General features: G+C 66.1%; 16 protein-coding genes and 1 tRNA gene. 10 read left to right on the plus strand and 7 right to left on the minus strand.

Features of this window, described 5'->3' with window-relative positions; genetic code table 11:
• The first annotated feature begins 32 nt into the window (after positions 1-32).
• The 4 genes from ACREBX_RS03385 (at position 33) to ubiA (ending at position 4170) form a co-directional block, all read left to right on the plus strand.
• Positions 33-1970 carry a pilus assembly protein gene (locus ACREBX_RS03385; protein WP_431560347.1) on the plus strand — a complete coding sequence of 646 codons (1938 nt, stop codon included), beginning with the start codon at positions 33-35 and terminating at the stop codon, positions 1968-1970.
• Positions 1967-2530 carry a TadE/TadG family type IV pilus assembly protein gene (locus ACREBX_RS03390; protein ID WP_431560348.1) on the plus strand — a complete coding sequence of 188 codons (564 nt, stop codon included), beginning with the start codon at positions 1967-1969 and terminating at the stop codon, positions 2528-2530. The genes ACREBX_RS03385 and ACREBX_RS03390 overlap by 4 nt, the downstream gene beginning before the upstream one ends.
• Positions 2527-3192, plus strand: coding sequence for a TadE/TadG family type IV pilus assembly protein (locus ACREBX_RS03395; protein WP_431560349.1), 666 nt, complete (start codon positions 2527-2529; stop codon positions 3190-3192). The genes ACREBX_RS03390 and ACREBX_RS03395 overlap by 4 nt, the downstream gene beginning before the upstream one ends.
• A gap of 69 nt (positions 3193-3261) precedes the next feature.
• Positions 3262-4170: a 4-hydroxybenzoate octaprenyltransferase gene (gene ubiA / locus ACREBX_RS03400; RefSeq protein ID WP_431560350.1), complete on the plus strand. Its 909-nt coding sequence runs from the start codon at positions 3262-3264 to the stop codon at positions 4168-4170.
• Between the two features lie 132 nt (positions 4171-4302).
• Here the strand turns inward: ubiA and smc are convergent, their stop codons facing one another.
• The 4 genes from smc to ACREBX_RS03420 all read right to left on the minus strand — a co-directional run bounded on the left by smc (position 4303) and on the right by ACREBX_RS03420 (position 9972).
• Positions 4303-7746, minus strand: a complete 3444-nt coding sequence (gene smc, locus ACREBX_RS03405; protein WP_431560351.1) for a chromosome segregation protein SMC — start codon at positions 7744-7746, stop codon at positions 4303-4305.
• A 141-nt stretch (positions 7747-7887) separates the two neighbouring features.
• Positions 7888-8628, minus strand: coding sequence for a thioredoxin domain-containing protein (locus tag ACREBX_RS03410; protein ID WP_431560352.1), 741 nt, complete (start codon positions 8626-8628; stop codon positions 7888-7890).
• Between the two features lie 37 nt (positions 8629-8665).
• Complete coding sequence (locus tag ACREBX_RS03415) at positions 8666-9382, minus strand: DsbA family protein (RefSeq protein ID WP_431560353.1); 717 nt, start codon at positions 9380-9382, stop codon at positions 8666-8668.
• Between the two features lie 17 nt (positions 9383-9399).
• The gene (locus tag ACREBX_RS03420; RefSeq protein ID WP_431560354.1) at positions 9400-9972 is read right to left on the minus strand and encodes a DUF721 domain-containing protein; all 573 of its coding nucleotides are present in this window, start codon (positions 9970-9972) and stop codon (positions 9400-9402) included.
• Between the two features lie 5 nt (positions 9973-9977).
• Here ACREBX_RS03420 and ACREBX_RS03425 point away from each other — a divergent pair, with 5 nt between their 5' ends.
• From ACREBX_RS03425 to nudC, 3 genes are read left to right on the plus strand one after another with little or no spacing between them, the layout of a single operon-like run.
• A complete protein-coding gene (locus ACREBX_RS03425) occupies positions 9978-11039 on the plus strand; it encodes an A/G-specific adenine glycosylase (RefSeq protein ID WP_431560355.1) in 1062 nt (353 codons plus the stop codon).
• Positions 11036-12322, plus strand: coding sequence for a serine hydrolase domain-containing protein (locus ACREBX_RS03430; protein WP_431560356.1), 1287 nt, complete (start codon positions 11036-11038; stop codon positions 12320-12322). The genes ACREBX_RS03425 and ACREBX_RS03430 overlap by 4 nt, the downstream gene beginning before the upstream one ends.
• Positions 12322-13191 (plus strand): NAD(+) diphosphatase, encoded by an 870-nt coding sequence (gene nudC / locus ACREBX_RS03435; RefSeq protein ID WP_431560357.1) that lies wholly within the window; start codon positions 12322-12324, stop codon positions 13189-13191. The genes ACREBX_RS03430 and nudC overlap by 1 nt, the downstream gene beginning before the upstream one ends.
• Here the strand turns inward: nudC and ACREBX_RS03440 are convergent.
• The 3 genes from ACREBX_RS03440 to ACREBX_RS03450 form a co-directional block, all read right to left on the minus strand.
• On the minus strand, positions 13188-13577 hold the full coding sequence (locus ACREBX_RS03440) for a DUF2497 domain-containing protein (protein ID WP_431560358.1): 390 nt from the start codon (positions 13575-13577) through the stop codon (positions 13188-13190). The genes nudC and ACREBX_RS03440 overlap by 4 nt on opposite strands.
• A 104-nt stretch (positions 13578-13681) precedes the next feature.
• A complete protein-coding gene (locus tag ACREBX_RS03445) occupies positions 13682-15175 on the minus strand; it encodes a TolC family outer membrane protein (RefSeq protein WP_431560359.1) in 1494 nt (497 codons plus the stop codon).
• 35 nt (positions 15176-15210) lie between these two features.
• Positions 15211-15873 carry a protein-L-isoaspartate O-methyltransferase family protein gene (locus ACREBX_RS03450; RefSeq protein WP_431560360.1) on the minus strand — a complete coding sequence of 221 codons (663 nt, stop codon included), beginning with the start codon at positions 15871-15873 and terminating at the stop codon, positions 15211-15213.
• Positions 15874-16140: 267 nt separating this feature from the next.
• Between ACREBX_RS03450 and ACREBX_RS03455 the strand changes: the two genes are divergently transcribed.
• The 3 genes from ACREBX_RS03455 to ACREBX_RS03465 all read left to right on the plus strand — a co-directional run bounded on the left by ACREBX_RS03455 (position 16141) and on the right by ACREBX_RS03465 (position 19316).
• Positions 16141-16214: transfer RNA gene (locus ACREBX_RS03455), tRNA-Cys, on the plus strand.
• 474 nt (positions 16215-16688) lie between these two features.
• The gene (locus tag ACREBX_RS03460; protein ID WP_431560361.1) at positions 16689-18308 is read left to right on the plus strand and encodes an inorganic phosphate transporter; all 1620 of its coding nucleotides are present in this window, start codon (positions 16689-16691) and stop codon (positions 18306-18308) included.
• A gap of 60 nt (positions 18309-18368) precedes the next feature.
• Entirely contained in the window at positions 18369-19316 is a 948-nt protein-coding gene (locus tag ACREBX_RS03465) for a CorA family divalent cation transporter (protein ID WP_431560362.1), read from the plus strand.
• The last annotated feature ends 44 nt before the right edge of the window (positions 19317-19360 follow it).

A 19360-nucleotide genomic window follows, 5' to 3' on the forward strand; every position in this document is an offset into this window, starting at 1 on the left:
GGGGGCGTCGCTGGGCGAAGAGGGGTTAGGCCATGCGAGGGACCGTATTCAGCCGGCTGCGGCTCGGCGCCACAAAGCTTTTGCGCGACCAGCGCGGCAACGCTTTCATGCTGACCGCGGCGGCGATCGTGCCCGTGATCGGTATCGTCGGTTCGGCGGTCGACATCGGCCGCGCCTATATGACGCAGCTGCGTTTGCAGCAGGCGTGCGATTCGGCCGTGCTTGCCGGGCGCCGCGCGATGGCGAGCGGAACCTATTCCGACGCGGCGAAAGCCGAAGCGTCCAAGATGTTTAACTTCAACTTTCCCGAGGAAAGATACGGCAGCACGGGGATCAGCTTTTCAAGCCAGTCCGTCAACGCGTCGGACGTCGACGGGAGCGCTTCCGCGATCCTGCCGACCGCGCTCATGTATATTTTCGGCAAGGACGAGTTTCGCCTGTCGGCCGCCTGCACGGCAAAGCTCGAAATCTCGAACGTCGATGTCATGATGGTGCTCGACGTCACCGGATCGATGGCGCGCAAAGCCGACGACGACGACGACGATACCAAGATCGTGGCGCTGCAAAACGCGGCGATCGACTTTTTCGACACGCTGACCAGCGCCGATGTCGGCGACGGCCGTCTGCGTTTCGGCGTGGTGCCCTATAGTTCGTCGGTCAATGTCGGCGGGCTGCTGATCGCCAAAAACGCCGACTGGATTGCGAACAGTGACCTGCTGCCGTCGCGCACGCCGGTGTTCAAATATATCAATCCGGAGACGTCGACCGAACCGACCTATGTCGAAAGCGCGCAAACCACCGATTCAAGCTGGACCAACGACGGCACGGATTCTGCGGACACCAAGGCAAAGTGCGAGGCGCTGTCAAAGCCCGCTGATACGTCGCCATCGCCCGATGGGTCGCCGAATTTCAATCAGACGGCCCGCTACGAGGACGGCAACGGCAAGCGTACCACCACCTATAACCAAGTACAGAAATATGTTTTTCGCACTTTTCGATATAGCTGGAGCTCCAGCAAATGCCGCAAGCAATATAAGAATGTGCGCTTCACCCGTACCTATGTGACGACGACCGTCGACTATAAGAGCGACGAATTCGACGATAAATATATCTATGAAGACCGCAATTTCGATGTCACCGCGGTGAAGACTGGCGACCCGCTCGAGACCGACACCGGCGACGAAGGCGACTCTGCTTCGATCTCATGGGGCGGATGCATCATCGAGCGTGCGACGACGCCGTTCGCTGCGAATGAAACCGCGCCGTCGGACGCATATGACATGGACATCGACATGGTGCCGACCACGGCAGGCGACGACGCCGTCGATACCCAGTGGAAAATGTTCCTGCCGGGCGTGACCTTTCCGCGTTCCACGCAGGCGTCGCAAAGCTCGAACGACAACGACAAGGACAATTTCGTCGAAATGGGGGGCGATTATGCCGCGTGCCCCGTCGCCGCGATGAATCTGACCACGATGACGTCGGACGACCTCGATGACTTTTCCGGCTATATCGCGACGCTGCAGCCCAGGGGCTATACCTATCACGACGCCGGCATGGCTTGGGGCGCGCGGCTGATTTCGCCGACCGGGCTGTTCACCACCGAAAATGCGCCGCCGATCAATGGGCGACCGGTCAGCCGTCATATCGTCTTCATGACCGACGGCGAGATGAATACGCCGCGTGCCAATCTGTCGCATCAGGGGCACGAACGCTCGATGGGGCGCATCGGCGCGACGGGCGACGACAATGCCATCGCGCGGCACAATAATCGCTTCGTGCAACTGTGCCGGGCGGCGCGTGCGCGCGGCGTCACCGTCTGGGTGGTATCGTTCGGCGTGGGCGCCAACACCAATTTGAACAGTTGTGCCTCGTCGGGGCAGGCATTTGAAGCCTCCAACGCCGCGCAGCTCAACGAGCAGTTCCAGGCGATCGCCCGCCAGATTTCCAAGCTGAGGCTGTCGCAATGATCCGCGCGCTTCTTCGCCGTCTGCGCCGCCACAAGCGCGGCGCGGCGATGGTCGAATTCGCGCTGACCGCGCCTGTATTCCTGCTTGTCCTGCTCGGGATATTCGATTTCTGCTGGCAGATGTACGCCCAGCAGGTTCTGCAGGGTGCGGTCGCCAAGGCCGGGCGCGATGCGACGCTTGAAGCGCATTCGATCGAACAGGAGGAGCTAGACGAGGCGGTCACCGCGCAGGTCACGAAGGTGTTCAAGGACGCCAAGCTGACCTTCTATCGGCGCACCTTCGACGACTTCAGCGATATCAAACCCCTGCGCTGGGTAGACCAGAACGACAACGACCAGAAGGATCCGTCGCCCATCGATTGCTGGGAAGACGGCGGCACGCAGGGCAATGGCGGCGCGGACGATATTGTCCAGTATACGGCGTCGATGAAATTCGACCGCGTCCTTCCGGTGTGGAGGATGCTGGGCCAGCCGCAATCCAAGACCCTCACCGCAGTGACGTTGCTGCGCAATCAGCCCTTCGCTGTGGGCGGCGATGTGATCCCGGAGGAGTGCCCATGACGGCCCTTTCCCGTCTCCACCGCCGGATGCGGATCGCGGTGCTGCGATTGGCGCGGAGCGTCCGCGCCGCGGTGATGCTCGAAATGGCCTTTGCCATTCCTTTCTTGGTGCTCGTGGGCTTCGGCGGGCTGGAGGTCGCCAATCTGACGCTGACCCACACGCGCATCAGCCAGCTTGCTCTCAACACCGCGGACAATGCGGCGCGAATCGCGGCAGGCAGTAACCTGACGCTGCCGGAAATCCGCGAGGTCGATATCAACGAAATTTTTGCCGGCGCGCAGCTGCAAGCTGGGGGTCTTGATCTCAGGAGTCACGGCCGCATCATCCTGTCGAGCCTTGAGCGAAATACTAGCGGTGGCGGGCAGACGATCAAGTGGCAGCGCTGTTTTGGCGACATGCCTAATATTGTCTCGGCGTACGGCGTCGAAGGCATCGGAATGAATGATAATAATTTCAGGGGCATGGGGCCGGTTGGCAGAGAGGTCACGGCCGCGTCGGGCACCGCGGTAATGTTCGTCGAAATCACTTATGAATATCAGCCGCTGCTCTATGGCAAGTTGCTCGGGCAGAAGATCATTCGGACGACCGCGGCGTTCAATATCCGCGAAGCGCGCGATCTTTCGGGTCTCAAGGCACCCGGCACCCCGGCGACCTGCACCTGACGGCGCATTTGCGGGTTCGTTGATCGGGCATTTATTCCCCGCCGCGGGCCTGCTATCGCCCGCGCATCGATGACTGCCACCCATCCTCCCGATAGCCAGCTTCGTGGTTTCGTCGCCCTGCTGCCCTCCGCGGCACGGCCCTATGCGCTGCTCGCGCGGTTCGACCGGCCGATCGGCTGGTGGCTGCTCTATTGGCCCTGCGCCTGGGCGCTGGCGCTCGGCGGGGGTGCGATCAGCCACTGGCCGCTGTTCCTGTGGATGCTGGTCGGGGCGATCGCGATGCGCGGGGCCGGCTGCGTCTATAATGATATCGTCGACCGCGACCTCGATGCGCAAGTGGCGCGGACGGCGTCGCGTCCGGTCGCGAGCGGGGCGGTGTCGGTGCGGAACGCGCTGCTGTGGACATTGCTGCTGTCGCTGATCGGGCTGCTGGTGCTGCTCCAGCTGCCGCGTCCGGCGCAGATCGTCGCGCTCGGCAGCCTGATCCTCGTCGCGGGCTATCCGTTCATGAAACGCATCACCTGGTGGCCGCAGGCGTGGCTGGGCCTTGTGTTCAGCTGGGGCGCGCTCGTCGCGTGGGTCGTGGTGGGCGGACAGGCCGGACCCGCACTGCCCTTGCTCTATGCCGGCTGCATTGCGTGGGTGATCGGGTACGACACCATCTATGCGCTGCAGGATATCGAGGATGATATGTTGATCGGCGTGAAATCGAGTGCGCGCGCGATGGGGCGTCATGTGAAGGCGGGCGTCACGATGTGCTACACGCTCGCGCTCGCCTGCTGGGGCGGCGCGCTGTGGGCGGTGCGGCCCGATCCGCTGGTTCTGATCGCGCTGCTGCCGGCGGCGGTGCATCTGACGGGACAGGTGGTCACGCTCGACCCGGCAAACGGCGAGGATGCGCTGGCGAAATTCCGCAGCAATCGGTTCGCAGGGCTGCTCGTGTTCGCGGCGATGCTGGTGGTGGGGACGGCGCCCTGACTTTCATCCTCCCTGTGCCGCAGGCATGGGGAGGCGGCAGCGCGACGCGCTGACGGAGGGGCAAGGAGGCTTCGGCCCCGCCACCACCGCTTCGCGGCGGTCCCCCTCCCCACGGCTTCGCCGCAGGGAGGATCATTCCGCCGCGAGCAGCTCCTCGGCACCGCCGAGGTCGACCGACACGAGGCGCGATATGCCGCGCTCGATCATCGTCACACCGAACAACCGGTGCATGCGCGCCATCGTCACCGCATTGTGGGTCACGATCAGGTAACGCGTGTTGGTTTCGCGCGCCATGCGGTCGAGCAGGTCGCAGAAACGCTCGATATTGGCGTCGTCGAGCGGCGCGTCGACTTCGTCGAGGACGCAGATCGGCGCGGGGTTGGTGAGGAACAGGCCGAAGATCAGCGCCACTGCGGTCAGCGCCTGCTCGCCCCCCGACAGCAGGGTGAGCGTGCCGAGGCGTTTGCCCGGCGGCTGCGCCATGATTTCGAGCCCGGCCTCGAGCGGGTCGTCCGAATCGACGAGTTCGAGATGCGCCTGCCCACCGTCGAACAGCGTCGTGAATAATCGCTGGAAATGGCCGTTAACCGCCTCGAACGCGGCGAGCAGGCGGACGCGGCCTTCGCGGTTGAGGTTGCCGATCGACCCGCGCAGGCGATGGACCGCTTGCGTCAGTTCCTCGATTTCGGCGGCATTTTTCTCGCGCTCGGTGTCGAGTTCGGCGAGTTCGTCGGCGGCGACGAGGTTCACCGGACCGAGCCGCTCGCGGTCGGCGATCAGCCGGTCGTGCTGCGCCGATTCGGCATTGGCATCGCCGACGCTGTCGCTTTCGAATCCGGCCTTTTGCGGCAGCAGCGGCGGCGGGCATTCGAAGCGTTCGCCCGACAAACGCCCCATTTCGATCCGCCGCAGCTCGGCATTTTCGGAACGGGCGATGGCTCCGGCACGCGTTTCGCGCGCGGCTGCGACGCGTTCGCGGATGGCGTTCAGCGCGGTTTCGGCTTCGCGCAGCGCGGCCTCGGCGGCACGTTCCTGCGCTTCGGCGGCGGCGACCTTTTCACGCAGATCGGCCTGCTGTGCTTCGGCGGCGGCGCGCTGCTGCGCGAGCTTGGCGGGGACGTCGGCGAGCTTCGCTGCTTCGCCTGCCAGCGCGTCGGCGCGCTTGTCCATCTCGGTCACGCGCCGTGCGGCCTCGCCCGCGCGCGCCTTCCAGCTTTTGATCTCGGCGCTGACCACCGCCTGCCGCTCGCTCAGGCTTGCAAGCGAGCGTTCGTGCGCCGCGAGGGCGTCACGTGCGGTCCCGGCGTTGGTTCGCGCGCGTTCGGCCGCTTGGTCTTCGGCATCGAGCGCCGCGCGCGCGATGCTGTCGTCGGGGAGTGCGGCGAGCGCGGCGTCCTGCACGGCCAGCGCGTCGGCGGCTTCCTTTGCGGCTTCGGCGATTTCGCCGAGGCGGCGGTCGTACAGGGCTGCGGCGTCGCGATGGCGGTCGAGCGCGGCCTGTGCCTGATCGGCGGCGCGCAGCGCTGTGCGGCGGGCCTCGTCGGCTTGCGCGACGCTTTTGCGCGCGGTCGCGGCGGCGTCGGCCAGTGCGGCGGCCTTGGCAGCCGCGGCGTCGCGGCGGTCGCGAAGTTCCTGCACGCCAAGCTCGACCTGCGGGCGCTGCGCGGCGAGGGCGTCGAGGCGATTCTGGCGTTGCAGCCGCTCGCTGGCGGTCGCGCCGTCGCCGCGGGTGACGAAGCCGTCCCAGCGGCGCATCACACCATCGGTCGTGACGAGGCGTTGGCCGACTGCGAGTGGCTGCCCGGCGTCAGTGTCGGCCACCGCGACCTGAGCGAGACGGCGGGCGAGCGCGGCAGGTGCCTGGACGAATTCGGCGAGCGGGCGTGTGCCGGGGGGCAGCGCGGGATCATCCTTCGCTGCGTCGGCGCCGCCCCAGCTGCGCGCCGCTTGGCTGTCGGTCCCGGCGTCGAGATCGTCGCCGAGCGCCGCGGCGAGCGCGGCTTCATAGCCCGGCGCGACGCGGAGCTGGTCGAGGATGCGGCTTTCGTCGCTGCGCGCCGCAGCCAGTGCGCGTTCGAGCGTCGCCGCCTCGCCATCGAGCGCAGCGAGCGCGGCGCGCGCTTCGGCAAGGCCCGCTTCGATTCCGGTGAGGTCGGCGGCGACCGCTTCGCGATCGGCCTCGGCCTCGTGCAGCGCGGTTTCGGCGGCGGCGATTGTGGTTTCAGCGGCTTCGGCGGCTTTGACGCTTTCGGCGAGCGTCGCGGCGAGCGCACCACTGTCGCCGAGCGCAGCGATCTCGGCATCGACGCGGGCCTTGTCGTTTGCGACGCGGCGCACGGCCGCCTCGGCACCATCGCGCGCCGAAACCGCGATCCGGCGGTCGGCTGCCTCGCTCGCGGCCTTGGCGCGCGCCTGCGCCAGCGCGACCTCGGCATCGCGCAGCCGCGCCTGCGCCGCGAGATTGGCGTCGGCGAGCGCGGTCCTGCCCGCGTCATGGCCGGCGATGTCCTGCGCGAGCGATTTCGTTTCGGTATCGAGCGCGGTCAGTGCGGCATGGGCGTCGCGTGCGAGTTCGCTTTCGTGCGTGCGGTCGTCGGCGAGGCGCCTTTGCTGCGCCGCCAGATCCTCGAGTCTTTGGAGTGCGGCGCGCTCCTCGCCCTGCAGCCTTACCTGAGTCGCGGTCGCCTCGGCGAGCGCGTCGCGCTGCGCCTGTGCGTCGCTGCGCGCCGCGGCGACGCGCGTTGCGACCTCGGTCTGCGCTTTCGATATGGTTTCGAGTTCGTCCTGCGCGGTCTTGACCGCCGCTTCGGCGGCGTCGGCATCGCGTCGCGCTTGATCGGCGGCGGCGGCGGCGTCGCGCCAGCGCGCATAGATCAGCCGTCCCTCGGCAATGCGAATCTCGTCGCTGAGCTTCTTGTATTTCTCCGCCGCGCGCGCCTGTCGGCGCAGCGCATTGGCGCGCACCTCCATATCGGCGACGATTTCGGCGAGGCGGGTGAGGTTGGTTTCGGTCGCGCGCAGCTTTTGCTCGGCGTCCTTGCGGCGGACGTGAAGGCCGGCGATGCCCGCGGCTTCCTCGAGCATCGCGCGGCGATCGGTCGGCTTGGCGGCAATGACGTTGGCGATCTTGCCCTGGCTGACGAGCGCGGGGCTGTGCGCGCCGGTCGCGGCGTCGGCAAAGATCAGCGCGACGTCCTTGGCGCGCACGTCGCGGCCGTTGGCGCGATAGGCGCTGCCCGCGCCGCGTTCGATGCGGCGAATGACCTCCAGATCGTCGCCGTCGCTCGAGTCCGACAGGCCGGCGACGAGCGCGCCTTCGGTGTCGCAATGCAGCGCGACCTCGGCAAAGTCGCGCGCCGGGCGCGTCGAGGTGCCGGCGAAGATGACATCCTCCATCCCGCCGCCGCGCATCGATTTGGGGGAGGATTCGCCCATCACCCAGCGGATCGCTTCGAGCAGGTTCGATTTGCCGCAGCCATTGGGGCCGACGACGCCGGTCAGCCCGGGTTCGATGCGCAGTTCGGTGGGTTCGACGAAGCTTTTGAAACCGGTCAGGCGCAGCCGCTTTATCTGCACGAGGACGCCCCGTGCAGCTCATCGAATCGGAGCTGGTGCAACCTTGGTGTCACATATCCCCCTGCAAGCCGTCATGCCGCGTGGCTAGGGGAGTCGCAAGGGCCTTTGGCCCCTCCCCTGAAGGGGAGGGCATGAAGTGTGTCAGCGTGCGCCCATCGTGCGCAGGCGGTCGCGGAGCAGGCCCCATGCGGCGACGCCTTCGACGACCTGGCCGTTGATGATGAAGGTCGGGGTGCCGGTGATCTGATATTTTTCGACCCCGGCATTGGTGCCCTTTTCGATCGCTTCGACATTTTCGACCTTGGCGAGGCACTGCTGGATCGTTGCGGCGGGAACGCCGCGCTGCTGATAGAATTGATCGATGCCCCAGCCCTTGGCGAGCGCGACGAAACGCTGCGCTGGGGGCAGCTTCATCGCCTCTTCGATTCCCGGCGCCGGCTTCGACGCGCCGGCGATGAACGCCTCATGTTCGAGGAAGGTCGCATCGGCGAGCGGGAAGAAGCGGTCGGGGCCGGTGCATTTGACGATCGCGCCCGAGATCGCGTCGACCGGGTGCAGCATGAACGGCGTCAGCTTGTACGACACGCGGCCGGTGTCGACGAAATCGCGCTTCAGCTCTTCGTGCGAATCCTTGGCGAACTGCGCGCAATGGCCGCAGGTGAAGGCGCCATATTCTTCGAGTTTGATCGGCGCATCGGGGTTGCCCATCACGACACCGTCGCCGTCGACACGCACGACCTGCGACCAGCTCTTGCCGGCCGGCGGCGCGACCTTGGCCACGACATCCTTTTCCTTGGCGGGATCATCCGCGCCGCCGCCGCATGCCGAGAGCGCGAGCGCGCCAAGCGAGGACAACAGAGCGATACGAAGCGATGCGTTCATCTTTTTCTTTCTCCACGAAAACGGGAATGCAGGGCTTTTACGAGCCCTTGAGGGCAAGGTCGAGTTTCGATTTGAGTGCGGGCCATGCGGTGACCCCGGCATTGCGGCCATTGACGAAGAAGCTTGGCGTGCCTTCGACGCGATCGGCATTGAGGCCGATGTTGGTCATGCCGGTGAGTTCGGCCTGCGCCACCTCGCTGTCGAGTGCGGCGTCGATCTGCGCCTGGGTGTAGCCGCGCGCGCGCATCAGCGCGGTGAGACCGGTGCCGGCTGCGATCTTGCGTGCGCGCTCGCCGGTGCTGCCTTCGAACCAGCTCGTCTTCTGCGCGTCGGTTGCCTTCTGGATCGTGGCGATCAGCGCCGGGAAATTGTTGAAGATGGCTTGATGATTACTCGCGAAAGCCTTTGGCCCGCCGCACCGCACGAGCAGTGCCGCGGTCATGTCGACGGGGTCGCGCACCAGATTGCGATATTCGAACAGCACCAGCCCGCGATCGACATAGCCCGTCTTCAGCGGCAGCGAGCCCGCCGTCGCGAAATCGGCGCATATGTGGCAGGTATAGCTGAAATATTCGACGAGCCGGACCTTCGCGGCAGGATTGCCGACGAGGAAGGCGCCGATCGGGGTGGTCGTCACGGTCTGCGACCAAAGCGTGGGTTTCGCGGGCGTTGCGGCGATCAGGCCGAGCGCGGCGCCCGAGAGTGCCAGCACCGTCGCACGGCGATCGAGAAGCGGGTCGTCAAAAGCGGACATCGTCGGCCGTCTTTCCTTTAGCTTATGCGAGGGAGCTTGGGCGGCGTCGCCAGTCCTGCCGCCATGCGTTCGAGCACGGTGCGCAGTTCCGGGTCGCCGATGTCGCGCAGGCTGTCCCCCAGTTCGGCGGGTACGGGTTTCAGCATTGCCGGCGGCTGAACGGACGGGGCGGGCGTGACCTGGCCGTGCGTCATGCGGACCTGGGCGACGGCGGCGTAGCCGAAGAAGCGGTTGACCGCGCCGATGATGTCGGGCGCGACATGCTGCAGCATCGGGGCGTGCGCGCCGCTGATCGTCAGGTGCAACGTGCCGCCCGCTTTCTGGCCTGCCGGAAACCGGATCATCGCGGGCTGGGTGACGTCGGCGAGCCGGTCGCCGACGATCTCGCGCCAGCGGCTGACGACCGAGCTTTGGACAAAGCCGAATTTGCGAAAAGCGGCGCGGCCGATTTCGGGAACGAGGTCGGAGACCATGCGCGCTTCGCCGCCGCGCGGACGTTCATAGACGCGCACGGGCGGTTTCTTGCTCTTGGCCCCGCTCTTCGCCTTCGCCTTTTTGGCCGGCGCATCCTCTCCCGCGTCTTTCGTCATAGCGGATGCCATGCCATAGGCGGGGGGTGAGCGTCCAGACTTCCCACATTGTTGAAGACTTCGCGGACCGGCTTCTTGCGTGGTACGCTCGTGCAGCGCGGATACTGCCGTGGCGCATCGCGCCGAACAGCGGCGGCGTTCCCGATCCCTACCGCATCTGGCTGGCCGAGGTCATGCTGCAACAGACGACGGTTGCCGCGGTCGCGGGCTATTTCGCGCGCTTTACCGAGCGTTGGCCGACGGTTGCCGATCTGGCGGCAGCGGACGATGCCGATGTCATGGCGGCGTGGGCGGGGCTTGGCTATTATGCCCGCGCGCGCAACCTGCTCGCCTGCGCGCGCGCCGTGGTGGCTGGGCATGGCGGGCGCTTTCCCGATAGCGAGGCCGGGCTGCGCACGCTGCCCGGGATCGGCGACTATACCGCCGCGTCGGTCGCCGCGATCGCCTTCGGACGCCCGGCGGTTGTCATCGACGCCAATATCGAGCGCGTGATCGCGCGCCACCGCCTGATCGAAACCCCGCTGCCGATGGCGAAGCGCGAGATTCGCGTCGCTCTGGAGCCGCTTGTGCCCGGCGACCGGCCGGGCGATTTTGCGCAGGCGCTGATGGACATGGGCGCGACCGTCTGCACGCCGCGCCGCCCGGCGTGCGCGATCTGCCCGTTGATGGTCGACTGCCGCGCCCGCGGGCTGCCCGATATCGAGCGCCTGCCGGTGAAACCGCCGAAGAAGGCCAAGCCGCATCGGCATGGGCTGGCGCACTGGATCGAGCGCGATGCGCAGATCTGGCTCGTGCGCCGGCCCGACAAGGGCATGCTCGGCGGGATGCGCGCGCTGCCTGGCGGCGACTGGACCGACGCGCGATCGTCCGAGTCGGGAATCGTCAGCGTCGATCATGGTTTCACCCATTTCGACCTCACGCTGACATTGGTGCGGCGCGAAGCCCCCACCGAAGGCCCCGATGCCGCAGCGGAAGGCGGATGGTGGCCGATCGCGGACCTTGACGCCGCCGGGCTGCCAACGCTCTATCGCAAGCTGACCGACAAGATGCTGGAGAGAGACGCATGAACATGATGGTGTCGCGCCGCGCGCTGATGGGTGGGATGGCGCTGGCCGGTGCGGGGGCGCTGCTGCCGCGCGCCGCGCTGGCGTGGAAGATCGACGGCGCCGCGCTCTACCCCGCGACCAATGCGTTCATCAAAGGCTTTGTCGACCGCCGCGAACTCGCCGGTGCGCTCGCCGCGATCGGCAAGGGGCAGGGAGCAGCGGTCTTTTTCGGCGCGGGGGTGCAATCGAACGATTCGCCGACGCCGGTCGGGCCCGACACATTGTGGCGCCTCTATTCGATGACCAAGCCCGTCACCGGCATCGCCGCGATGCTGCTGATCGAAAACGGCAAGATGACGCTCGACCAGCCGATCGCCGATTTCCTGCCCGCGTTTGCGAAGATGAACGTGCAGAATGTGCCCGACGGCTCGATCATCGATGTGCGCCCCGCGAAAGGCCCGATCACGGTGCGCCAGCTGCTCACCCACACCGCGGGGCTCGGCTATAATATCATCCAGAAGGGGCCGATCAAAAAAGCCTATGACGACAATGGGATCGCTGGCGGGCAGGCGAGCCGGCTGCCGATCCCGGGTTTCGCGCCGGTGACCCCCGCGCCGAGCCTTGCCGTGATGGCGGACCGGCTTGCGGCGCTGCCGCTCGTCTATGAGCCCGGCACCAAATGGAGCTATTCGATCAGCCTCGACCTGATGGGGCGGCTGATTGAGGTCGTATCGGGCCAGCCGTTCGACGCCTTCCTGAAGGCGCGGCTGTTCGATCCGCTCGGCATGACGAGCACCGGCTTCATGGTAAGCGCGAAGGATGTGGGGCGCTTCACGAGCAATTATGCGCCCTTCGGCGGCGCGCTGATCCCCTTCGATCCCGCGGCGAGCTCGATCTATCTCGACCGGCCGCCCTATCCCATGGGCGGCGGCGGGCTCGTGTCGAGCGCGCGCGATTACGACCGCTTCCTAGCGATGCTGCTGGGTGAAGGCGAAACCGGCGGGGTGCGCGTGATGAAGCGCGAAACCGCGCGGCTCGCGATGTCGAACCTCATCGCCGACAGCGTCGACCGCAAGGGAACATTTATCGACGGGCAGGGCTTTGGCGCGGGGGCGCGCGTGTCGCTGCCGGGCTCGCCGGGGGGCGAGGGGGTTTTCGGCTGGGCGGGCGCCGCGGGCACGATTGGCTTCGTCCACCGGGGGCTCGGCTATCGCGTCGGCGGCTATACGCAGATCATGCCGCCCGACGCGGTGTCGTTCCAGGGCAAGTTCGGCGAGACTTTCTTCAAGGATGTGACCCGCTGATGCCTTTGCCGCTCGGTTTCACCGGGGCGTGGCTCGACCGCGCCGACCAGTTGCGGACGAATGCGGAGGCGTTTGCGGCCTCAACGGCCGATCCGCGGGCACGCTGCCTTGTGCTCGACGGAATAGACTTCGTTCCGGGCGAAGGCGGCGGACTCTCTTGGGAGCCGCTCGACCCTGCTGACGACCGCGCGCTGATGCTGCTCGGCATCGACGACGCAGGAATCCCGCATTTTGTTCGCGAGGCCGCTTCGGGGGGGCGGATCGATGCGCGGTCGCGCACGGTGATGCGACTGCTTCCGTTGCTGTCGGGCGAAGATGCGGCGCTTTACGGCGGCGCGCGCAGCCTTGTCGACTGGCATGCGCGACATCGTTTCTGTGCGGTGTGCGGCGCCCCGACCGACCTGTTTCGCGGCGGTTGGGGGCGGCGCTGCGGCAGCTGCAACGCCGAGCATTTTCCGCGTGTCGACCCGGTCGTGATCATGCTTGCCGAATGCGACGGGCGTGTGCTCGTCGGGCGGCAGGGCGGGTTTCCGCCGGGGTTCTTTTCGGCGCTCGCGGGGTTCGTCGAACCCGGCGAATCGCTCGAGGAAGCCGTTGCGCGCGAATTGTTCGAGGAGGCGGGCATCCGCGTTTCGGACGTCTCTTATGTGGCGAGCCAGCCCTGGCCGTTCCCCTCGTCGCTGATGATCGGGTGCCGCGCGGTCGCCAAGGACCCCGCGCTGACGCTCGATACGACCGAGATCGAGGCGGCGATGTGGGTCGACCGGGACGAGGTGCGCGCCGCGCTCGCGGGCGATATGGGCGCGCCGTTCATGGCGCCGCCGCCGCTGGCGATCGCGCGTTACTTGCTGGAAGATTGGGCTAGTTAGAGCCGCTTGCCGGTAATCCGGCTGATTTCCTTGGCGACCATCGCCTCGACCAGCGCGGGCAGGTTGGCGTCGAGCCATTCCTTGAGCATCGGGCGCAGCGCGTCGAGGACGACATCTTCCATCGTGCGGCCGGCAACGGTCGGGGCCGCAACGGTGGCAGCGGCAACGGCGGGGGCCACGGCGGCGGTCAGTGCTTCGAGCGACTGGCGCGCGGCGTCGGCGCTCGCTTCGGAGACAAGTTCCTCGGCCGCAGGCGCCGTTTCGGCGTCCTCTTCGTCCTGAAGGTCGAGAATATCGTCGTTTTCGGCGAGCCGCGCTTCGCGAACGGTGCCGGGCGCCTCGTCACGAGCGATCACGCGCCGAATCGACGACAAGATATCTTCCATCGATGGTTCCCGCGACATATCGCCCATAACCAACCCCCTAAACCATCGCGATTACCGGATGGTTAACAATCCTCTTACCGATTTTGGGCGCATTTTGCCAAGCCTTATTGTGGCGAGAGCGATGGCGGACCGACGGGAACACTGGCGGTGGCTGCGGGAACGGCGCGGGTGTCGGTCGCCACTTGCTGCGGTGCCGGATCGTCGGCCCAATCCCAGATTTCGCCTCGCACGCGCCGGTGATTGACTTCGGGATCATAGAGCGCGCCGCCGCCGATGCCGAGGTCGCGCGCTTCGGCCTTGCCCATCGCGGCGAGGACCGAGAAGGCGGCGACGTACGAGTTGCGCTGCGCCGACACGAGCTGGACCTGGGTATTCAGATATTCCTGCTCGGCGTTCAAAATATCGAGGATCGACCGCGTGCCAACGCTGTTTTCGGCGCGCACGCCTTCGAGCGAGAGGGCGTTGGCGCTGACCGCCTGCTGCGTCGCGGTGATGATTCGTTCGTTCGCCTGCCAGGCGGCATAGGAGCCGCGGGTCTGTGCGATCACGCCGCGTTCGACCTCGACATATTGTTCGATCGCCTGGCTGCCGCGCGACTGCGCCTGCCGAACCTGTGCCGAACGGCGGCCGCCGGTGAAGATCGGCAGCGTGACCGACACGCCCGCCGCCGCAGCGGAGGTTTCCTGCGTCACGCCGACGCCGGTGACGCCGCTGTTCAGCGAGCCGAGATAATTATTATAGTTGCCGCCGAGCGTCGCGGACAGTTTCGGCGCGCGCGACGCCTTGGCGGCGCCAATATCGGCCTTCGACGCGCTGACCAGCTGATTCGCCGATTCGATGTCGGGATTGTTGTTCAGCGCGATCGCCACTGCCTCCTCGGCATTCGCCGGCAGGTTCGGCAGCGTCGGCGGCGCCTGAAGGTCGGTCGGGGCATCGCCGACAAGCCGGATATAGGATTCACGGCTGCCGATCAGGTTCGCCTCGGCGTTGCGCAGATCGCCTTCGGCGAGCGCAAGCCGCGCCTCCGACTGGGCGACGTCGGTGCGCGTCAGGTCGCCGATCTCGAAGCGATCGCTGGTTGCCTGCAGGTTGGTACGCAGGACCGAGACGTTCTTCTGGTTGAGCTGGACGATCGCCTGGTCGCGGATGACGTCCATATAGGCGCCGACGGTCTGCGAAAATATGCTCGCTTCGGTTGCGCGAAGGTCGGCTTGCCCGGCTTCGACGCGAAATTTGGCGGCGCGCACGGCGTTGCGGACCGCGCCGCCCTGATAGATCGGCACCGACAATTGGCCCGACCCGGTGACCGACCGCATCGGCGAGTTGAAGCTGTTGCCCGGGATGATGATATTTTCTTCATAATCCGCGCGGGTGCTGATCTCGGGAAGGCCGAAGCTTTTCTGGATCGGAACATTCTCGTCATTCGCGCGCTGTCCCGCGCGCGCGCCGGTCAGTGTCGGGTTGTTTTCATACGCCTTGGCCAGCGCCCCCTGCAAAGTTTCGGCCTGCGCCGTCGCGGGCAACATCAGCGCGCCGATCGCGAGGCCAGCGAGCCAGCGGGCGCGGCGAAGTGGCTGTTTCTTATTGTTATCGTTCATAAAGATGTCAGCCTGAAACAAGGAAGGAAGTGGCTTTAGAAACGGAAACCCGCCGGCGCCGCAAAGCCCGGCAACGGTGCGACGTCCATGTCGGCGAAGCTGCGCAGCGCGACGCCGCCGCCGGCCTTCACGCCCTCGACCAGCCGCGTCACCGCGCCCTCGCGCCGCGCCGCGATCAGTCGGCCGCCGTCGGCGAGCTGGGCGACAAGCGCGTCGGGCAGCGTTTCGATCGCGCCCTCGATGATGATGCGGTCGAACGGTGCCGCATCGGGGGCGCCCGCGTTCAGAGGTCCTTCGACCCAGCGGATATTGCCATGGAGAGCGGCGGTCTGCGCCGCGGTCATCAATTCGCCCTGTTCCTCGACCGCGTGAACTTCGGCGCCGAGCAGTGCGAGCAGCGCGGCGGTATAGCCTGTCGCGCTGCCGACGAGCAGAACGCGCATGCCAGGGCGGATCGCCGCCGCAACGAGCATCCGGCCGGTGACCAGCGGCGCGTTCAGCGCGCGGCCGTGACCCAGCGCGACCGCGCGATCGGTGTAGGCGACGCTGGCGAGCGACGCGGGCACATGCGCCTCGCGCGGCACGGCCGCCATCGCGGCAACGACGGCGGGTTCGGTGACGTCGTTGGTCCTCAGCTGGCTGTCGATCATGGCAGCGCGCATCTCTGCCGCAGTGATTTCGCTAAACTTCGTCGCCATCAGCCTTTTCCAATTCCCTGGAACATGAACCTTTGCGGGGCAGCCTTAGCCGAAGCATTGCTGTATTGCAATAGTAATACAGCCCCGCAGCCGCATTGTTGCCGCGCATAGCTGTCAATGGGGGTGCCGCCAACCCTCATCGCGCGCTGTGCCGCGGCCCGAGCGGTGCTGTTCCGGCGAATCCTTGACAAGGCAGCCAAAGCCCCTCACTAGCGGCGCCGTCCAACACCCGGCCCGTCCCACTGAGGACGTGGTAATTTGGCATGAGGCCCGATGGCGGAGTGGTGACGCAGCGGATTGCAAATCCGTGCACGCCGGTTCGATTCCGGCTCGGGCCTCCAAACTTTTCCCATTATTACCTAAATTCAATGCTTTGCGTTGCTTCAATGTCTAACCTTGGCGACAAGGTTAGACATCACACCGGCTTTAACCGGGTTTCCTGACGCTTGCCTGACGGCGTCGGGCTGCTCGGCATCCCCAACAACAAAGGGCTGCCCCTTTCGGAGCAGCCCTTCCATTGTCTTGCCTGTCGCGGACAGCTTATCCGAGCTGGACCCCCGCGAAGAAGGTCTTGCTCAAATCTGCCGCATGCGGCGTGTGACAATGAGACATTCGACCACCTCCTTTCGCTTGTTGACGATGACATCAATGTAGGATTCCTGACGGTTAGTTCAAGATATATCCGGGGCCGGTTTTCGCATGGCCTCGGCCTTCTGCTTTGCGGTGACCCGTCACCTTGCTGTCACACCCGACGCTTAGCCCCGATCCATCCCTTGTAGCCCCGATCCATCCCTTGAGATGTCAGGAGCCACCCGATGAGCGCGACCGCGGCGGATACGACCATCATCGAACCGGCAGGCGCCGAACGGCCCGATCTCGACAAGGGGCTCGGCGGCGCCGGCACCCTCGGGTTCGGCGCCGCGATCCTCGCGACCCTGCTCTATGTCGCCTACAGCGTGTACAGCGACGCGGCTGCGGCCGGGGTCCACGCCACGGCGTACCTGCCCTTCATCCTGCTGTTCATCGCGCTGCTGATCGCGCTCGGCTTCGAGTTCGTGAACGGCTTTCACGATACCGCCAACGCCGTCGCGACGGTGATCTACACCAATTCTATGCCCGCCAATTATGCGGTCGTCTGGTCGGGTTTCTTCAATTTCCTCGGCGTCCTCCTGTCGACGGGCGCGGTCGCGTTCGGCATCGTCTCGCTGCTGCCGGTCGAGCTGATCCTTCAGGTCGGCTCGAACGCGGGCTTCGCGATGGTCTTTGCGTTGCTGATCGCGGCGATCGTCTGGAACCTCGCGACCTGGTATCTTGGTATCCCCTCGTCGAGCTCGCACACGCTGATCGGCTCGATCATCGGGGTCGGCATCGCCAACGCGATGCTCAATGGAAAGAGCGGCACCGCGGGGGTCGATTGGACCAAGGCGACCGAGATCGGCTACGCGCTGTTGCTCTCGCCCTTGCTCGGTTTCACCGTCGCGGCGCTGCTGTTCCTTGCGATGAAGACGCTCGTCCGCAATCGCGCGCTCTATGAGGCGCCCAAGGGCAAGACGCCGCCGCCGACGTGGATTCGTGCGCTGCTGATCTTCACCTGCACCGGGGTCAGCTTCGCGCACGGCTCGAACGACGGGCAAAAGGGCATGGGGCTGATCATGCTCATCCTGATCGGCACCGTGCCGACCGCCTATGCGCTCAACCGCGCAGTGCCCGAGAAATATGTCGCTGAATTTCAGGTGAACTCCTCGATCGCCGCCGAAGCGCTCGCCGCCCATTCGGGCGGCGTCGCGCCGCCGGTCGACGCACGCAAGGCGGTGACGAGCTATATCGCCGACAAGACGCTCCAGCCCGCGACCGTTCCCGCGCTCGGTGCCCTGGTGACGAATATCGACCGGCAGGTGACGGGCTATGGCTCGCTCGCGAAGGTTCCGGCGGCCGCGACCGAGAATATGCGCAACGACATGTATCTCGCCTCCGAGGCGATCAAGCGCCTCGGCAAGGAAAAGACGCTCAAATTCTCGGACACGGAAGCGGAGGGGCTGAAGACCTACAAAACCTCGCTCGACAGCGCGACGCGTTTCATCCCGACCTGGGTGAAAATCGCGGTCGCCTTTGCGCTCGGATTGGGAACGATGATCGGGTGGAAACGCATCGTCGTCACCGTCGGCGAGAAGATCGGCAAGACGCATCTTACTTATGCGCAGGGCGCGTCGGCCGAGCTGGTCGCGATGGGCACGATCGGCGCCGCCGACATGCTCGGCCTTCCGGTCTCGACCACCCACGTCCTCTCGTCGGGCGTCGCAGGCACGATGGCGGCGAACCGGTCGGGATTGCAGATGTCGACGATCCGTAACCTGCTGATGGCGTGGGTGCTCACACTTCCGGTGTCGATCCTGCTCGCAGGCGGGCTCTATGCCTTGCTGTCGGCCATCTTCTGAAGGATCATTGCCACGGCAACGAACGAGGACAACCCGTTCCAGTCCTTTGAGACCATTGTCATGCAACCCGGGCTCATATGGGGCTGCGCGCGGACGGCCGACGGCACCCGGCCGATCGAGGAATGCGACGAAGCGGCGGACGCAAGTTTCCGCTGGCTGCACCTCAACCTTGCCGACCAGCGCACATTGCGCTGGCTCGAGCGCCAGACGCAATTGCCGCGCGCGATGCACGAGCTGATGCTCTCACGCGACACGCATTCGCAGGCGATCGTCGAGGATGGCGTCGTCGGTCTCGTCCTCCAGGACTTCGAGCGCGATTTCGACGCCGGTCAGACGATGCAGATCGGCGCCCTTCATATCGTCGTCACGCCCGACCTGATGCTCACCGGCCGTTTTCATCCGATCCATTCGGCCGATGTTGTGAAGCAGCGCATCGCACTCGGCCTTGACGTCTGCGACAGCGGTGCGGCGCTGAACCTGATGGTCGGTGCGATGGCCGACGGGCTCAGCCATCTGGTCCGCACCCTCTCGGTCGACATCCAGACCGCCGAGGACGAGTTTCTCAACGAACGGGTGACGCCCGCGACGCGCGACCTTGTCGCGATCCGGCGTCGCGCCGCGCGGCTGCACCGGCTGATCGGCGGGATGCGTGCCGCGCTCCACCGGCTTGAGATGGACCCCGACCTGCCACCACTGCTCGCCCCTGTCGCCGAGCATGTCGTCCAGCGGCTCCACGCGCTCGACGCCGATGTCGGCGGGGTGCAGGCGCAGCTCCGCATGCTCCGCGACGAGCTCGACCTCCAGACCGCGCAGCGCACCAACCAGAATCTCTATTTCCTGTCGGTGATGAGCGCGCTGCTGCTGCCCGCGACGTTGGTGACGGGCTTTTTCGGGATGAACACCGGCGGGCTGCCCTTTGCGCATACGATCGGCGGCACGTTGGTCGCCGGCGTTCTCGCGATTGCCGCGTCGGGGGCAACCTGGCTGCTGCTCAGCCGCAGGCGCTAGTTAGAGGGCGGCACCGGCCCGCTCCCCCTCCCGGCCTCCCATAG

The organism is Sphingopyxis sp. (assembly GCF_050725655.1).
Lineage (GTDB): Bacteria > Pseudomonadota > Alphaproteobacteria > Sphingomonadales > Sphingomonadaceae > Sphingopyxis.

What these genes read in the sequence shown, in the direction of transcription:
- ACREBX_RS03385 (WP_431560347.1), top strand. Translation starts at nt 33, where the DNA reads ATGCGAGGGACCGTATTCAGCCGGCTGCGGCTCGGCGCCACAAAGCTT.
- ACREBX_RS03390 (WP_431560348.1), top strand. Translation starts at nt 1,967, where the DNA reads ATGATCCGCGCGCTTCTTCGCCGTCTGCGCCGCCACAAGCGCGGCGCG.
- ACREBX_RS03395 (WP_431560349.1), top strand. Translation starts at nt 2,527, where the DNA reads ATGACGGCCCTTTCCCGTCTCCACCGCCGGATGCGGATCGCGGTGCTG.
- ubiA (WP_431560350.1), top strand. Translation starts at nt 3,262, where the DNA reads ATGACTGCCACCCATCCTCCCGATAGCCAGCTTCGTGGTTTCGTCGCC.
- ACREBX_RS03410 (WP_431560352.1), bottom strand. Translation starts at nt 8,628, where the DNA reads ATGAACGCATCGCTTCGTATCGCTCTGTTGTCCTCGCTTGGCGCGCTC.
- ACREBX_RS03415 (WP_431560353.1), bottom strand. Translation starts at nt 9,382, where the DNA reads ATGTCCGCTTTTGACGACCCGCTTCTCGATCGCCGTGCGACGGTGCTG.
- ACREBX_RS03420 (WP_431560354.1), bottom strand. Translation starts at nt 9,972, where the DNA reads ATGACGAAAGACGCGGGAGAGGATGCGCCGGCCAAAAAGGCGAAGGCG.
- ACREBX_RS03425 (WP_431560355.1), top strand. Translation starts at nt 9,978, where the DNA reads ATGCCATGCCATAGGCGGGGGGTGAGCGTCCAGACTTCCCACATTGTT.
- ACREBX_RS03430 (WP_431560356.1), top strand. Translation starts at nt 11,036, where the DNA reads ATGAACATGATGGTGTCGCGCCGCGCGCTGATGGGTGGGATGGCGCTG.
- nudC (WP_431560357.1), top strand. Translation starts at nt 12,322, where the DNA reads ATGCCTTTGCCGCTCGGTTTCACCGGGGCGTGGCTCGACCGCGCCGAC.
- ACREBX_RS03440 (WP_431560358.1), bottom strand. Translation starts at nt 13,577, where the DNA reads ATGGAAGATATCTTGTCGTCGATTCGGCGCGTGATCGCTCGTGACGAG.
- ACREBX_RS03445 (WP_431560359.1), bottom strand. Translation starts at nt 15,175, where the DNA reads ATGAACGATAACAATAAGAAACAGCCACTTCGCCGCGCCCGCTGGCTC.
- ACREBX_RS03450 (WP_431560360.1), bottom strand. Translation starts at nt 15,873, where the DNA reads ATGGCGACGAAGTTTAGCGAAATCACTGCGGCAGAGATGCGCGCTGCC.
- ACREBX_RS03460 (WP_431560361.1), top strand. Translation starts at nt 16,689, where the DNA reads ATGAGCGCGACCGCGGCGGATACGACCATCATCGAACCGGCAGGCGCC.
- ACREBX_RS03465 (WP_431560362.1), top strand. Translation starts at nt 18,369, where the DNA reads ATGCAACCCGGGCTCATATGGGGCTGCGCGCGGACGGCCGACGGCACC.